This is a genomic window from Pseudomonas sp. CCI4.2, from assembly GCF_034350045.1.
Lineage (GTDB): Bacteria > Pseudomonadota > Gammaproteobacteria > Pseudomonadales > Pseudomonadaceae > Aquipseudomonas.
Map to the genome: position 1 here is coordinate 2,706,083 of NZ_CP133781.1, position 13,103 is coordinate 2,719,185.

The window sequence follows — 13,103 nt, forward strand, 5'->3', positions numbered from 1 at the left end:
CGGTTATAAAACGGGTGTCGATTACGCGCAAAGCCGATCGATTTCCCGTTTGAACGGACCAATGCCCATAGTCCCATTCATTACCGTGGCCTCGCTTAAGGGCTGATCCGCCCGGCGAATCAAAAAGGCCGGCACCGCGCGTAACCCCAATTCATCGGCGAGTCCTTCGTCAGCGACTATCTGGTCGGTGTAATGATGATTGGATAAAGCGCTGTTTAACGCTTGTCGGTCCAGCCCCGCGCGGCTGCCCACCTCCAGCAACACCAGAATGTCGCCGATGTCGCGGCCAAACTCAAAGAACGCACGAAACGCTTCTTTGTGGAACGCCTCAAACTTGCCGTGGACTTTGGCGAAAGCGGCCGCTTCCAAAACGTTGCGGCTGCGCGGTTGGACAGGCGGTAACTTCATCAGGACTTTGCGTTTTTGAGCCATCGGGTAGATCGCTTGTCGCCAGGTCGCGCGGAGGTAGTCGGCGCTTGGGTCTAAGGTTGCGAGCGGTTCTGGTCGCAGCTCAAATGCATGCCATTGCACGGTAATGCGTGACCCATATTCCTGTTGAAGTTGGTCAATTATCGCCAATTGCAGATAACAGAACGGACAAACGTAGTCGCTCCAGATGTCGACTTTCAATGGGCCGTCGCTGTTCATATCCAATTCTCCATGCCTGCTACCTAACATTGACTCCGGCAATGGCGTAAAAGTCCTCCCATTGAGGATCAATCGAAGACAGAACAGGTCTACTTACTTCTGCCGGCATAATCCCCGCGCTCAATTGCTCCAAACGCCCAGGTGCCCCCATGAAAAAATACCTCACCGCCTACGTCAGCACGTTATTGGTGTTTCTTGTGTGCGATGGCATCTGGCTTGGCTTGCTGATGGGGCCTAAATACCGAGCCTGGCTAGGACCTTTGATGCTGGACACCCCGGTTGTTGGACCTGCGCTGGCGTTTTATCTGCTATACGCAGCGGGCATCGTGGTATTTGGCGTCATCCCAGCGTTGCAACGCGAACGCGCAGGCCGGGCTGCAGCCGGCAGTGCATTTCTTGGGCTGATGGCGTACGCAACTTACGACCTGACCAATTGGGCGACGCTGCAAGGCTGGCCCGCACCATTGGCAGTGGTTGATCTGGCGTGGGGCGTGGTTGCATCGGGGCTGGCGGGGACGGGCGGCTACCTGATAACCCGCAACTTGCAAACGCGCGGGTTTATCTGAGCCGTGGGGCGCGGATACAAGGATGGGAGTTCCCCGCGCCGCGCCTGACGAATAAGCTGATTACCTTTGAACGAAGGACGCGAACTGCACATTGGCACCGTCTGGACGCACGTCTTTCAAAAACGAGTCTTTGTCGGCGCTGAGTTCCAGGCTGACGGTGCAGTTGCGCTTGTCCTTGTTGCGAATCACCAGACCTTCCATATGGTCACGCAAAAACGCTGTTGGCACTTTCAAGTGCAGCAGCTGATCGGTACTCGGTGTGTGCAACAACAAATGCACCCACTCGTACTGACCGATTTGCAGACGGCTCATCCGCAGGTCGAACCACCAGATGTTCTTGTTGGCATTAAGCGCGGTGAAATGACTGTTGTTAGTACCGAGCACGGCACCGCCGAGCTCCTGGTTTCTGCGGGCGATGGCCAGCTTTTTATCGAGTTTCATAACGTTCCTGTGGATCTGTGTGTTCAGCGCAATGGCCTTTGCGACCACAGCCTGACTGCGTTGCGCATTCTCAGGGGTTGTCGCGAAAACTTAAAGTTAAACCTTCAGTTGGAGCGGAAAAGAGGCTGTTTTTACCGGTTTAATTCGGCGACGAACGGAACGTCCAGCGGAGAATTTTTTTGAAACTCTGTCAGAAGGAGGGCGTCAATCGTTATGTCGAGCGTACGACACCTACTTTTCGATTCAGGAGAATTACCATGAGCAGCACGGGCGATAAAGTCAAAGGTATGGCCAATGAAGCAGTTGGTAACGTCAAGCAAGGCGTAGGCAAAGCCACTGACAATTCGAAACTCAAAGCTGAAGGGAAAGCCCAGGAAATCAAGGGTGATACCCAACAAGCCGTGGGCAAAGCTAAAGATGCCGTGAAGAAAGGTGTCGATAAGGCGTGAGCCAATCACATTGGCTTAATGTCTTACTGTTAAGCGCGACGGCCATCTTGTATGGCCGTTGTTTTATGTGCTTGATATGCCCGTCAGTTGTCCTCAAGGGAATTCTGACAAATATTGATACGTCTTTACGGTCGCCAATCAGGCTACGTTAAAGTAGAACGCCAGCCCTCGAACGCGGGCTTGAAGTTGAAGCGCTTGCCCACTAATAGCGAAGTCAGCTTGATTTGAGTCGTAAGGAGACACCATGATTTTTCCGAAGCTAGGCGACCTTTCCATGAAGAAGGTGTTAATGCGGACCGTCAATGAGTTCATGGATGACGAAATGTCGACGTATGCGTCGGCATTGGCTTATCAGATGCTGTTCTCGCTGTTCCCTTTTTTGCTGTTTTTGATTGCCCTGATCGGCTTCTTGCACTTGCCGGATTTCTTCTCCTGGCTGCGGCTGCAATCAGAATTGGTCTTGCCACCGCAAGCCCTCGATCAGGTCAACCCGGTGATCGATCAGCTTCAGCAATCCAAGGGCGGGCTGTTGTCGATTGGTATCGTGATCGCGTTATGGACCGCGTCGGCGGGCGTGCGCTTAATGATGAGCGCCATGAACGCGGCCTACGACGTAGCCGAAGGGCGCCCAATCTGGAAACGTTTTCCGCTGTCGATTCTGTACACCATCGGTATTGCCGGGATGTTGCTTGCCGCTGCCGGGCTCATGGTCACCGGGCCGCAAGTCATGAGTTGGCTGGCCGGACAAATCGGCATGCAAGACTTCATTGTTACCCTGTGGACCCTCCTTCGCTGGCCGGTAATCATCGTGTTGCTGATGGTGGCGGTGGCTCTGATGTATTTCGTCATGCCAGACGTTAAGCAAGAGTTTCGCTTCATTACTGCCGGTTCGGTATTGGCGGTGGTGGTCTGGATTGTGGCGTCGTTGGGCTTCGGCTATTACGTCAAAACCTTTTCCGATTACAACGCCATGTACGGCAGCATCGGCGCGATCATCGTGTTGTTGTTGTATTTTTACATTTCGGCAGCGGTGCTGTTATTGGGCGCGGAGATGAACGCGGTCATTGAACATATGCACGCGGAAGGCAAAAACCCAGGCGAGAAAGAAGCCGGCGCTGGTGTGGCACGTGAACCGATGACCAAACACATCTCGGGCCTCGGGCGTCATAATTCGGTCCCAGCGGGTGCGAAGACTGACGAATCGTCGGCCTGATGTGGCACGATCACGTCCTTGGCCGAGAGATAAGGTTTTTTATGATTCATGAGATTCTGAAAATGGGCGACGAGCGCTTGTTGCGTATCGCCCCGCTGGTGCCTGAGTCAATGTTCGGCACCCCCGAACTTCACGCACTGATCGCCGACATGTTCGAGACTATGGACAGCGTCGGCGGCGTTGGTTTGGCAGCGCCGCAGATCGGCATTGATTTGCAGTTGGTGATCTTTGGTTTTGAACACAGCGAACGCTATCCAGAAGCTGATGCCGTCCCCCAGACGGTGTTGCTCAATCCGCTGATCACCCCCCTCCACCCAGCGGTAGAGGAGGGTTGGGAAGGGTGCCTGTCGGTGCCGGGGTTGCGCGGTATGGTGGATCGTTACGAGTATATTCGTTACGAGGGCGTTGACCCGGATGGTCGGCCCATCCAGCGCACCGCCCACGGTTTTCACGCGCGCGTGGTGCAGCATGAGTGCGATCACCTGATTGGCCGTCTGTATCCGTCCCGGATCACCGACTTCAGCAAATTCGGCTATCTGGAGGTGCTATTCCCCGACATGGACCCCAACGCTGACGAATGACTACGGCTTGGTCTTGCTTATTTGTGTGCTCCGGTGAGCGGGCTTTATGAAACGCAGGGTCAGCCGGTCGGATTCGCCAATGGCTAAATATTTGTCCCGGTCCTGATTACCCATGGTCAGCGTCGGCGGCAAGGTCCAGACACCCTGCGGATAGTCCTTAGTGTCCTTGGGGTTGGCGTTGATTTCGCTGCTGCCCGCCAATACGAACCCCGCATCGGTGGCCAGTTTCACGACGTACGCCGTAGGCAGGTAACCACTGTCCTTCATCGACTCCTCCGAGGCACCGACTTTGGCCCGGTGGTCGACCACGCCTAAGGTGCCGCCCGGTTTCAACACGTTATAAAACCCTTTGAACATCGCTGGCGCATCGTCCGCCATGACCCAGTTGTGCACGTTACGGAACGTCAGCAGGGTATCGACCGAGGCCGACTTGCCGAACACCGGGGCCTGCGGATCGAACTCGACGATCTGCGCTTTGCTGTAGTGGGTGGGGTCGGCGGCGAATTTCTGTTTCAGGCGGTCGGCGGCCTTACGCGCATTGTCGCCGGTGGCCGTTGACTGCACCGCCGCGATGTAGCGACCTTTGTTCTTGAGCAGCGGCGCCAGCAGCTCGCTGTACCAGCCGTTGCCTGGGGTGATTTCAATCAGCGTCTGGTTGGCGCGCAGGCCGAAAAACTGCAAGGTTTGCTGGGGGTGTCGGTACTGATCCCGTGCGCTGTTTTCCGGCGCGCGCCAAGGGCCCGAGAGCACTTTAGCGAACTGCGCGGCGCTGACCGTGGAGGCCGGGGCATGAGCGTCGGCGGCCTGAGCCTGAACCTGGGTAAGCCCAAGACCAAGCAGGGCGGCGACGGAGCAAGCGATAAGAGGAAGTTTCATACCAATCCTTGTCGTTGGCCCGATTCAGGCCCAGTGGCCGAAAGGCTACCACGCAGATTTAGCCACGCGACCACACTTTTTTATCAGCGAACATACCCTTGGTTCTATAGCGGGCCGCTGGGCTTGCTCATGGCGATCAGTGATTTGGTTCTGCTGTAGCGTTGGAAGCGGTCGGCCAAAGCCTCGGGCAGTGTGGACACGACGTGAAATCCGCCACGCTGATAGAAACTGAGCAGGTCAGGATGACAAAACAACCAGACCGGTCCCACGGCTTGCGCCACCGCTTCTTGAATCAAGTCACTGGCAATGTTCTGCCCGCGCAGCAGCGGCGCGACGAACAGTCCGGTTAGCCAATGCCCGTTAGCGACGGCGGTCAGGCACAGCGCACCGACGATCTCGGACTGTTTCGCCACCCACAGCTGTGCGTCGCTGGTCGGGCGCATCGGTGATTTATGTTCCCGATAGAATTTGCTCAGCAAGGGTCTGGACGGTTCGGGTAACACGCAAAAGTGGGTGACAGGCATAGGACTCAATAGCGCGACGGCGGCAAATTGAAAGAAAGCGCAGCCGCAATGGCCGCTTGGCGTGCGCTGCATCATAACGCGCGGTATTGGGTGTCGGTGCGCTGTGCGATTAGGTGTATAACTGAGCGCAGATCCCCCAACATCGGAGTAAACATCATGGCCAAAGGTATGGATTCAAAGAAAGCCGACAAGAAAAAACCGGCGAAAACCCTCGTAGAAAAGCGCGCTGACAAGAAGGCCAAGAAAGACAGCTGACATCAATGTTCAGCCATTGATTTAGCAGTGCGGAGCCTCTCAGGCTCCGCTTCTGTTTGTGCCGTCCTAAGTTCATAACCCATCGGTCTACATGATTTCGTTGCGCCATTGCACAACAGGATTGAAGTCAGCCCTTTGACTGATCCGGCCATGACGCAGGAAGCACTTAATGCCCCACTTGGTTATTGCCAGTGGGGACCGGCGTTGGCTGGATAAAAACCTGCCCGGACGCTTACTGCTGGGCGCGCCGCTGGCCTTGATCGCGCTCGACCGTGTAGCGTTTCAGACTTGCGTCGGGGCGATGCTCAAGCATGACGGATGTGGCTGACCCATCCCCAGGCCTGACATTCCTTCATACGGACCTGAGCATGACCCACGGCTTTGCAGCGTTATTGATGTACACCGCGCCGGACCGACTGCGCGAGGCCAACGAAGCCTGGCTGACGCGCACCTTGCAACGGCTCGGCATCACTCGGGACGAGGCTGACCATCCGACGTTGATGCCGTTGTGGTTGTCGTCAAACTTGTTGTTGACCCAGACCTGCGGCTACCCGCTGATGACCTCGTTGCGCGGCAAAGTGCGATTGATTGGGCGCCCGGATTACCGGCTTGCGCACAGTGCGAATGGCGGTCATTGCAGCCTGTTGCTAGTCCGTGACGACGACTCGCGTACCGAACTCGAACAGTTTCGCGGCAGTCATGGGTTGATCAATAACGAGGATTCCAATTCAGGCATGAACCTGCTGCGCCATCGCCTGGCGCCGCTCCAACGTGATGGACGTTTCTTTTCGGCAGTTTCGCTGACCGGCGGCCACCGGGAAAGCCTGCGCTGGCTGCGTGAAAAGCGCGGAGACTTGGCGGCCATCGACAGCGTGACGTATGACTACTTGGCCCGGGATGCCAGTGCCGAACTGAACGGCCTGCGGATTCTTGCCCGCAGCGCAATCAGCCCGACGTTGCCTTACATCGGTGCCGTTTCGCTGAGTGCGGCCGACGCCGAACGGATTCGTGATGCAATGAACCTTGCCCTGCAAGACCTGCCTGAGGTTGCCGCAACATTGGCAATTCACTCAGTGTTGCCCACCACCGAAGAGGATTATCAGGTGCTGCTTGGGTATCAGCGTGAAGCGCAAGTGTTGGGGTTTGCGGTGTTGAACTGACTATGCTTCGCCAACACGCTGGCTCCTTCAGAGGATGCGCATTCTGTAGAAGCCAGCGATACCAACTTTGGCGATGGCGGGACCTGGAACGCGATTATTTCAATGCATTACCGGACCTTGAACCTCACAGTCATTCCCCTGAAAATCGCGCGCAAACGATTGAAGCCCTGCAAGCCGTCGACGTCGTGCTCGACCGTCTACCAAGCAAGGTCAAAGCGACTTTTCTGTTGTCACAGATCAATGGCCTGACCTACCCGCAGATCGCTGTTGAATTAGGCATTTGCCAACGTTCTGTCAGCGACTATATGAGCAAAGCGCTTACCCGCTGCCTTCCAATGACCAAGAGACGACCATGACTTCGATAAAGCACCTACTGGGCAGCACGGTATTGGCGTTGGGAATCCTTTCGCAACCAGTGCTCGCCGCTGAAAAAACCGCCCCTATTCACTTCGGTGACATCACCTGGGAAAGCGGCAGCCTGATCACTGAAATTCTGCGCACCATCGTCGAGACGGGTTACGGCTATCCCACCGACACCTTGCCGGGCAGCACGGTCAGCCTTGAAGCGGCGTTGGCCAAGGATGACGTTCAGGTCATCGGGGAAGAATGGGCCGGGCGCAGTCCGGCGTGGATCAAGGCGCAATCCGAAGGGAAGGTCTTTGGCCTCGGCGATACCGTCAAAGGCGCAACGGAAGGCTGGTGGGTGCCGGAGTACGTGATCAAGGGCGACCCTGAACGCGGGATCAAAGCGGTCGCGCCTGACCTGAAATCCGTGGCCGACCTGCCGAAGTACAAGGACGTCTTCCGCGACCCGGAATCACCCAAGCAAGGCCGTTTTCTCAACAGCCCCACCGGCTGGACCTCGGAGATCGTCAATACCCAGAAGCTGAAGGCCTATGGGCTGACTGACAGCTACGTTAACTTCCGTACCGGCTCTGGCGCGGCGTTGGACGCCGAAGTCAGCTCGTCGATCCGTCGTGGCAAACCGGTGCTGTTCTACTACTGGTCGCCGACGCCACTGCTCGGTCGTTTCAAACTGGTAAAACTCGAAGAACCGCCGTTTGATGCTGAGGCCTGGAAAACCCTGTCCGATGCCAATAACCCCAATCCCAAAGGCTCACGCTCCCTGGACGCGCATTTGGCCATCGGCGTTTCTGCACCGTTCCACGCCAAGTACCCAGACCTCGTCGCGTTCTTTGAAAAAGTCGATCTGCCGATCGATCTGCTCAACAAAACCCTGGGCCAGATGAGCGAAAAACGCTTGGAACCGCATGCCGTTGCACAGTCATTCCTGCGCGACCACCCGGAAGTCTGGACCGCATGGGTCCCGGCTGACGTTGCGACGAAGGTGAAAAGCAGTTTGTAAAACCGAAAAACTACTTTTCTATGGGCGACCAATCCTCCGTAGGAGCCAACTTGTTGGCGAAGGTCCTTCGAACTGATCGCAGCCTTCAGCAGTTTCTACAGAAACCTGTGGGACCGAATTCATTCATGCCCTGAGGTGGTCCGTCAACGCGGCTGTCGGAGCCGCAGATACTGTGGGAGTAGGCTTGCCTGCGAAGAGGCCCGCCATCGCGCCGCTGATGTGGACCTGAACCTGGGTCGCTTGCAATGACGCTTTCGTTGGCAAGCCAACTCCCACAGAGACTTTTGGCAGACACTGAATAGTAGGCACTGAACATCTGATCGCAGCCTTCGGCAGCTCCTACAGAATTTGTGCACCACCTGAATCTGTGGGACCGAATTCATTCGGAAGGCTCCAGTTCTAACACTCCGCCGCGTTTAGCCATCGAAGCTCGCATGTGTCCAGCTGTTATGCGTAAATCCCCCCATGCTTGTGGAGCGAGGCGCAGATGGGCAGGACAGGGTTTCAACTACACACCGAGAGACTGCTAATCCGCGAATTGAAAATCGAGGACGTGCCGGCGCTTGCGGCGATTTTGGGTGATGCGCAGGTCATGCGGCATTCAGTCGGTGGTGTGATGACCGAAAAGGAAACCCGGGAATTCGTCGCCGGTTGCGTGTTTTCCTACCAAGCCAATGACTTCGGGCCATGGGCCGTTATCGATAAAGCGACCACGACCTTTATCGGATTTTGCGGACTGAACGCCGAGCCAGTAGAGGGCGCCGAAGAAGTGGAAATAGGTTATCGCCTGAGCCGCGAATTTTGGGGCAAAGGTTTGGCCACCGAGGCCGCAATGGCCACCCGAGATTATGCCTTCGCAACCTTGGGCATCGATTCGTTGATCGCCATTGTCGAACCTGAAAATATCGCTTCGGTGAATGTCATCGAGAAGCTAGGCTTTAACACGTTCATCCACAGCCAATACCATCGACGCGGCGTGAAGATCTACCGCATGACCCGGCACCGCTGGGCTGAACGAGTTGCCAAGGTCGGGGAGGCAAAATGACAGGGGCGCGTAAAGTCGCGATAGTGGGCGTCTTTAATCTGATGCTCATGCTGTTGGCGGTGTTGCTGCTGGACATGCCGCGTAGCGCGCTGGCTGCTGAAAGCAATGACAACGCCCTGGCGTTCGTTCAGCAGCGTCATTTGGGTGACAGCCTAGCCTGGCTAGGTTTTCAAGTTGCTTCACGCACGAACACCTTCGCCGATATCGTGCAGAAAGTAGGCAAGGTCCGAGGGCAAAGCCTGATTCAAAACGAGCTGCAACGTTTGCAGCCCACCTACCAAGAGCAATGGAACCGTAACTTGGCAGCGGCCTATGCCGAATCGTTTAGCGCCAGTGAGATGCGTACCTTGAACGAGGGCGACGTGCCTAAAGAATTGGCGACCAAGTTTCAGGCGAAACAGAAAGATGTCGGGATGAGCATGAAAGCAAAATCGGCAGAGTTGCTCAAAACCTTCGTCGCCCAAGTACTGCTAAACGCACAGACCCAACTGACCCAATAACCCCTTCATCTTCCAGCGTCAGGAGATTTCTATGGACCCATTCATGCAGGCGGCCCTCGAGGAGGCTCAATTAGGGCTGGCCGAAGGCGGTATTCCCATTGGTTCGGTCATTGTGCACAACGGCCAGATTATTGGCCGGGGGCATAACCGGCGGGTGCAAGAGGGCAGCGCGATCAAACACGGCGAAATGGATGCGTTGGAAAACGCGGGTCGTCAGTCGGCGCAAACCTACAAAGAGTCGGTGCTGTACACCACGCTGTCGCCTTGTGCGATGTGCAGCGGTGCCATCCTTCTGTACGGGATTCCGAAGATCGTGGTGGGTGAAAATCAAACGTTCATGGGCGAAGAGGAACTGCTGCGCTCAAGGGGGGTGCACGTCGACGTGGTGCAGAATCACACCTGCGTCGAGCTGATGCGCGAGTTTATCGCCAACAAACCGCAGCTATGGAACGAAGACATCGGCGAATAGGCCACTGTCTTCTTGTTCGTCAGTTCAGCTGCAAGGTTGAGTTGAACTGGCTGATGGCGTCCACGACGTGGCGCGAGCCTTGTTGAATCTCCAGAATCACCTGGCCAGCCTCGTTGGCCAGCCCAACGCCTACCTCGGTTCTGCTCAGGCTGGATTGCATGCTGGCTACAGCGCTGCGGGCCAGCTCATTGTTCTGTCGCACGACGTCGACAATCTCCAGTGTGGCCTTACTGGTCCGTGCGGCGAGGCTGCGAACTTCGTCGGCCACCACGGCGAAGCCTCGGCCATGTTCCCCGGCGCAGGCCGCCTCGATGGCCGCATTCAGCGCCAGCAAGTTGGTCTGATCGGCGATTCCACGAATGGTTTGCACGATGCTGCCGATGATCTCAGATTGCTTGTTCACCGCGTCCAGGCTGCGCGCGGCTTCATTAAGATCGTTTGATATTTCCTCAATGACCTGCACCGTCTGCTGCACCACCGCCGAGCCTTTCTGTGCGCTGGCATCAGTTTGCACCGAGGTGTCGTGAGCAGTTTTTGCGGCAGACTGTTGCACGGTGACTTGCTGGGTAATATCACTGGCAAACTTGATGACTTTATATAGCCGACCCTTGGCACCGAACAACGGGTTATATGAAGCTTCCAGAAATACCGTCCGGCGCAGGTGGATCACATCACAGACAAACAAAACCCGGATGCAAGGGCTTGCATGACCACTCGTACGAATAGTTAAAAACAATCTAAGATGTCATTTGAATGCTGTCGGCCAAAGGCTGTAAAACGTCTGTTGCGCGGCCGCAATAGCATCACTTTTCGGTGCTTCGGACCAATCGCGCGCTTCTATAAAAGCGTCATTCATGTCCGCCATCGCCGGGCTCATTCTGTCGGTTTGGTGCAGCGTTGGATTGCACGATCAAAGGCGCTTATCACCCGCCAAAGGGCCCAAAAACAATGCTAACCTCGCTCGCTAAATGGCACTTCCCCAGTACAGAGGAGTCAAGTGCAGGACGATTTTTTGGAGGCGAGCATGTCCGTACTGCAACGCAATAATGTGCAGGTCATCGGGGAAGGCTCTATGACCCTGGTTTTTGCCCATGGTTTTGGCTGTGACCAGCATATGTGGCGTTTTATGGCACCGATTTTTGCGGCCCGGTTCAAGGTCGTGCTGTTCGATCTGGTGGGCAGCGGCTCGTCAGAGATAGCGGCGTATTCCCATGACAAATACAACTCGTTGGAGGGTTACGCGAGTGACCTGCTGGAAATCATTGATGAAGTGAGCGTCGGCCCGGTTATTTATGTCGGGCATTCGGTCAGCGCGATGATTGGCGTTTTGGCCGACCTGCGGTCGCCGGGACGCTTCATCGGACACGTGATGATCGGCCCGTCGCCGTGCTACATCAATGATGGCGATTACAACGGCGGTTTTACTCGCGCTGACATCGACTCCCTGCTCGACACTCTGGAAAGCAATTACCTCGGCTGGTCCAGCACCATGGCCCCGGCCATCATGGGCGCGCCCGAGCAACCTGAACTGGGTGTGGAACTGGCTAACAGCTTTTGCCGCACCGACCCGGACATCGCCAAACAATTCGCCCGCGTCACCTTCACCACCGACAACCGTAAAGAGGTTGCTCAATTGACCACCTCAACGCTGATTCTTCAGTGCAGCGATGATTTTATTGCGCCGCTACTGGTCGGTGAGTACCTGCAACACACTCTGCCCAATAGCACGTTGCGACTGATTGAGAACGTCGGCCATTGCCCCCATTTGAGTGCGCCCAGCGCGTGCATTGATGCGATGAACGAATTCCTGTTGCCTTTCGAAGCTCGTGGCCATGTCTGACAAGTTCGGGCCGCTGCCTGACAGCGATTCGTTGTGGGATACAGCGGCCTGCGGGTTGCTGCTGACGACGACGGCGGGTTCGATCGTCCGAGTGAATACGACGTTTTGCGGCTGGGTAGGTTTTAGCCAGGACGAATTGCTCGGGCGACGGTTTCAAGAGCTGTTGAGCATGGGCGGGCGGATTTTTCACCAAACCCATTGGGCGCCGCTGTTGCAAATGCAGGGCTCGGTGGCCGAGGTCAAACTGGACCTGGTTCATAAAAGCGGCCACTCGATTCCCATGATGCTCAATGCGCTGCGCCGGCAACATCTCGAAGGGATCTTTCACGAGCTGGCGATATTTGTGGCAGAAGACCGCAACCGGTACGAGCGCGAATTGCTCGCTGCGCGCAAGCTGGCCGAAGAGCGCTTGCTGCAACAGCTTGAGGCGCAGCAGGCGCTTTCGGTGGCGCAAAAACGCCTGCGGCTGGCGCATGCCGACGCGGAGATTCGCGCGACCTTTGCCGAGCAGATGGTGGGGATTGTCAGTCACGACCTGCGCAATCCGCTGACCGCGATAAAAATGGCCGCCGGCTTACTGGAGTGCAATGAAGGCGACGAAAAACGCATACGCCTTCTCGGCCATATCAACCAATCTGCCGACCGTGCACAACGCTTGATTGCTGACCTGTTGGACTTCACCCAAGCACGGGTTGGGCGCGGGATTGTGGTCAAACCGCAGGTGATCGACCTGCACGCCGTGGTTGCCAGTTGCGTAGAGGAACTAGCGATCGCCTTTCCTCAGCGCGTGTTGAGCCATCAGCACGACGGCCAAGGGCCCTGTGTCGCTGACGGTGATCGCTTGTATCAAGCCATTGGCAATCTGGTGGCCAATGCCATGACCTATGGCGACGCTGATGGGATTGTTGCGATTACCTCTACCGTAGAAACCGATCGATTGCTTATTACCGTGCATAACCGGGGGGCGCCGATCCCGCCGCGCCTGCTCGGCAATTTGTTTGAACCGATGATTCGCGGCACTAATGGCGGCGACGACGTGCGCAGCGTGGGTCTCGGATTGTTCATCGTTCGTGAGATTGCCCGTGCCCACCAGGGCGATGTCCGCGTGGTCTCAACCCTGGAAGCGGGCACGACCTTTACGATCAACCTCCCGCAAGCGCCCGCTTGAGT

At 56.4% G+C, this 13,103-nt stretch carries 17 protein-coding genes and 1 pseudogene; 13 read left to right on the forward strand and 5 right to left on the reverse strand.

Annotated features, from left to right (window positions below; all coding sequences use genetic code 11):
• Positions 1-21: 21 nt before the first annotated feature.
• Positions 22-648, reverse strand: a complete 627-nt coding sequence (locus tag RHM65_RS12235) for a DsbA family oxidoreductase (RefSeq protein ID WP_322185187.1) — start codon at positions 646-648, stop codon at positions 22-24.
• A gap of 149 nt (positions 649-797) precedes the next feature.
• On the opposite strand from RHM65_RS12235, the gene RHM65_RS12240 reads away from it, so the two are divergent.
• Positions 798-1,214 carry a DUF2177 family protein gene (locus RHM65_RS12240; RefSeq protein ID WP_322165717.1) on the forward strand — a complete coding sequence of 139 codons (417 nt, stop codon included), beginning with the start codon at positions 798-800 and terminating at the stop codon, positions 1,212-1,214.
• A gap of 60 nt (positions 1,215-1,274) precedes the next feature.
• Here RHM65_RS12240 and RHM65_RS12245 read toward each other — a convergent pair whose 3' ends face one another.
• On the reverse strand, positions 1,275-1,655 hold the full coding sequence (locus RHM65_RS12245; protein WP_322165716.1) for a hypothetical protein: 381 nt from the start codon (positions 1,653-1,655) through the stop codon (positions 1,275-1,277).
• Between the two features lie 257 nt (positions 1,656-1,912).
• On the opposite strand from RHM65_RS12245, the gene RHM65_RS12250 reads away from it, so the two are divergent.
• The 3 genes from RHM65_RS12250 (at position 1,913) to def (ending at position 3,898) form a co-directional block, all read left to right on the forward strand.
• A complete protein-coding gene (locus tag RHM65_RS12250) occupies positions 1,913-2,104 on the forward strand; it encodes a CsbD family protein (RefSeq protein ID WP_322165714.1) in 192 nt (63 codons plus the stop codon).
• Between the two features lie 244 nt (positions 2,105-2,348).
• Positions 2,349-3,317 carry a YihY/virulence factor BrkB family protein gene (locus RHM65_RS12255; RefSeq protein WP_322165713.1) on the forward strand — a complete coding sequence of 323 codons (969 nt, stop codon included), beginning with the start codon at positions 2,349-2,351 and terminating at the stop codon, positions 3,315-3,317.
• Between the two features lie 41 nt (positions 3,318-3,358).
• A complete protein-coding gene (gene def / locus RHM65_RS12260) occupies positions 3,359-3,898 on the forward strand; it encodes a peptide deformylase (protein ID WP_322185189.1) in 540 nt (179 codons plus the stop codon).
• Here def and RHM65_RS12265 read toward each other — a convergent pair whose 3' ends face one another.
• Together RHM65_RS12265 and RHM65_RS12270 are read right to left on the reverse strand one after the other, a co-directional pair.
• The gene (locus tag RHM65_RS12265) at positions 3,899-4,774 is read right to left on the reverse strand and encodes a methyltransferase (RefSeq protein ID WP_322185191.1); all 876 of its coding nucleotides are present in this window, start codon (positions 4,772-4,774) and stop codon (positions 3,899-3,901) included. It abuts the gene before it with no gap.
• 104 nt (positions 4,775-4,878) lie between these two features.
• Complete coding sequence (locus tag RHM65_RS12270) at positions 4,879-5,298, reverse strand: GNAT family N-acetyltransferase (protein WP_322165710.1); 420 nt, start codon at positions 5,296-5,298, stop codon at positions 4,879-4,881.
• Between the two features lie 424 nt (positions 5,299-5,722).
• Between RHM65_RS12270 and RHM65_RS12275 the strand changes: the two genes are divergently transcribed.
• The 7 genes and pseudogenes from RHM65_RS12275 to RHM65_RS12305 all read left to right on the forward strand — a co-directional run bounded on the left by RHM65_RS12275 (position 5,723) and on the right by RHM65_RS12305 (position 10,093).
• Positions 5,723-5,881: a hypothetical protein gene (locus RHM65_RS12275; RefSeq protein WP_322165709.1), complete on the forward strand. Its 159-nt coding sequence runs from the start codon at positions 5,723-5,725 to the stop codon at positions 5,879-5,881.
• Between the two features lie 40 nt (positions 5,882-5,921).
• Positions 5,922-6,713: a phosphate/phosphite/phosphonate ABC transporter substrate-binding protein gene (locus RHM65_RS12280; RefSeq protein WP_322165708.1), complete on the forward strand. Its 792-nt coding sequence runs from the start codon at positions 5,922-5,924 to the stop codon at positions 6,711-6,713.
• A gap of 59 nt (positions 6,714-6,772) precedes the next feature.
• Positions 6,773-7,069: pseudogene (locus RHM65_RS12285) on the forward strand (sigma factor-like helix-turn-helix DNA-binding protein); the annotation flags it as partial.
• Positions 7,066-8,079, forward strand: a complete 1,014-nt coding sequence (locus RHM65_RS12290) for an ABC transporter substrate-binding protein (RefSeq protein ID WP_322185193.1) — start codon at positions 7,066-7,068, stop codon at positions 8,077-8,079. The pseudogene RHM65_RS12285 and the gene RHM65_RS12290, both read left to right, overlap by 4 nt.
• A gap of 487 nt (positions 8,080-8,566) precedes the next feature.
• Complete coding sequence (locus tag RHM65_RS12295; protein WP_322165706.1) at positions 8,567-9,124, forward strand: GNAT family N-acetyltransferase; 558 nt, start codon at positions 8,567-8,569, stop codon at positions 9,122-9,124.
• On the forward strand, positions 9,121-9,624 hold the full coding sequence (locus RHM65_RS12300) for a hypothetical protein (protein ID WP_322165705.1): 504 nt from the start codon (positions 9,121-9,123) through the stop codon (positions 9,622-9,624). Before RHM65_RS12295 ends, RHM65_RS12300 begins: the two co-directional genes overlap by 4 nt.
• A gap of 31 nt (positions 9,625-9,655) precedes the next feature.
• Positions 9,656-10,093, forward strand: coding sequence for a nucleoside deaminase (locus RHM65_RS12305; RefSeq protein WP_322165704.1), 438 nt, complete (start codon positions 9,656-9,658; stop codon positions 10,091-10,093).
• A 19-nt stretch (positions 10,094-10,112) separates the two neighbouring features.
• Here RHM65_RS12305 and RHM65_RS12310 read toward each other — a convergent pair whose 3' ends face one another.
• Entirely contained in the window at positions 10,113-10,763 is a 651-nt protein-coding gene (locus RHM65_RS12310; protein WP_416195130.1) for a methyl-accepting chemotaxis protein, read from the reverse strand.
• Positions 10,764-11,117: 354 nt separating this feature from the next.
• Between RHM65_RS12310 and RHM65_RS12315 the strand changes: the two genes are divergently transcribed.
• Positions 11,118-11,933: an alpha/beta hydrolase gene (locus RHM65_RS12315; RefSeq protein ID WP_322185196.1), complete on the forward strand. Its 816-nt coding sequence runs from the start codon at positions 11,118-11,120 to the stop codon at positions 11,931-11,933.
• On the forward strand, positions 11,926-13,101 hold the full coding sequence (locus RHM65_RS12320) for a PAS domain-containing sensor histidine kinase (RefSeq protein ID WP_322185198.1): 1,176 nt from the start codon (positions 11,926-11,928) through the stop codon (positions 13,099-13,101). Before RHM65_RS12315 ends, RHM65_RS12320 begins: the two co-directional genes overlap by 8 nt.
• Positions 13,102-13,103: the final 2 nt, after the last annotated feature.

What these genes read in the sequence shown, in the direction of transcription:
- RHM65_RS12250 (WP_322165714.1), top strand. Translation starts at nt 1,913, where the DNA reads ATGAGCAGCACGGGCGATAAAGTCAAAGGTATGGCCAATGAAGCAGTT.
- RHM65_RS12265 (WP_322185191.1), bottom strand. Translation starts at nt 4,774, where the DNA reads ATGAAACTTCCTCTTATCGCTTGCTCCGTCGCCGCCCTGCTTGGTCTT.
- RHM65_RS12255 (WP_322165713.1), top strand. Translation starts at nt 2,349, where the DNA reads ATGATTTTTCCGAAGCTAGGCGACCTTTCCATGAAGAAGGTGTTAATG.
- RHM65_RS12315 (WP_322185196.1), top strand. Translation starts at nt 11,118, where the DNA reads ATGTCCGTACTGCAACGCAATAATGTGCAGGTCATCGGGGAAGGCTCT.
- RHM65_RS12280 (WP_322165708.1), top strand. Translation starts at nt 5,922, where the DNA reads ATGACCCACGGCTTTGCAGCGTTATTGATGTACACCGCGCCGGACCGA.
- RHM65_RS12270 (WP_322165710.1), bottom strand. Translation starts at nt 5,298, where the DNA reads ATGCCTGTCACCCACTTTTGCGTGTTACCCGAACCGTCCAGACCCTTG.
- RHM65_RS12300 (WP_322165705.1), top strand. Translation starts at nt 9,121, where the DNA reads ATGACAGGGGCGCGTAAAGTCGCGATAGTGGGCGTCTTTAATCTGATG.
- RHM65_RS12275 (WP_322165709.1), top strand. Translation starts at nt 5,723, where the DNA reads ATGCCCCACTTGGTTATTGCCAGTGGGGACCGGCGTTGGCTGGATAAA.
- RHM65_RS12295 (WP_322165706.1), top strand. Translation starts at nt 8,567, where the DNA reads ATGGGCAGGACAGGGTTTCAACTACACACCGAGAGACTGCTAATCCGC.
- RHM65_RS12235 (WP_322185187.1), bottom strand. Translation starts at nt 648, where the DNA reads ATGAACAGCGACGGCCCATTGAAAGTCGACATCTGGAGCGACTACGTT.
- RHM65_RS12290 (WP_322185193.1), top strand. Translation starts at nt 7,066, where the DNA reads ATGACTTCGATAAAGCACCTACTGGGCAGCACGGTATTGGCGTTGGGA.
- RHM65_RS12245 (WP_322165716.1), bottom strand. Translation starts at nt 1,655, where the DNA reads ATGAAACTCGATAAAAAGCTGGCCATCGCCCGCAGAAACCAGGAGCTC.
- RHM65_RS12240 (WP_322165717.1), top strand. Translation starts at nt 798, where the DNA reads ATGAAAAAATACCTCACCGCCTACGTCAGCACGTTATTGGTGTTTCTT.
- RHM65_RS12305 (WP_322165704.1), top strand. Translation starts at nt 9,656, where the DNA reads ATGGACCCATTCATGCAGGCGGCCCTCGAGGAGGCTCAATTAGGGCTG.
- def (WP_322185189.1), top strand. Translation starts at nt 3,359, where the DNA reads ATGATTCATGAGATTCTGAAAATGGGCGACGAGCGCTTGTTGCGTATC.
- RHM65_RS12320 (WP_322185198.1), top strand. Translation starts at nt 11,926, where the DNA reads ATGTCTGACAAGTTCGGGCCGCTGCCTGACAGCGATTCGTTGTGGGAT.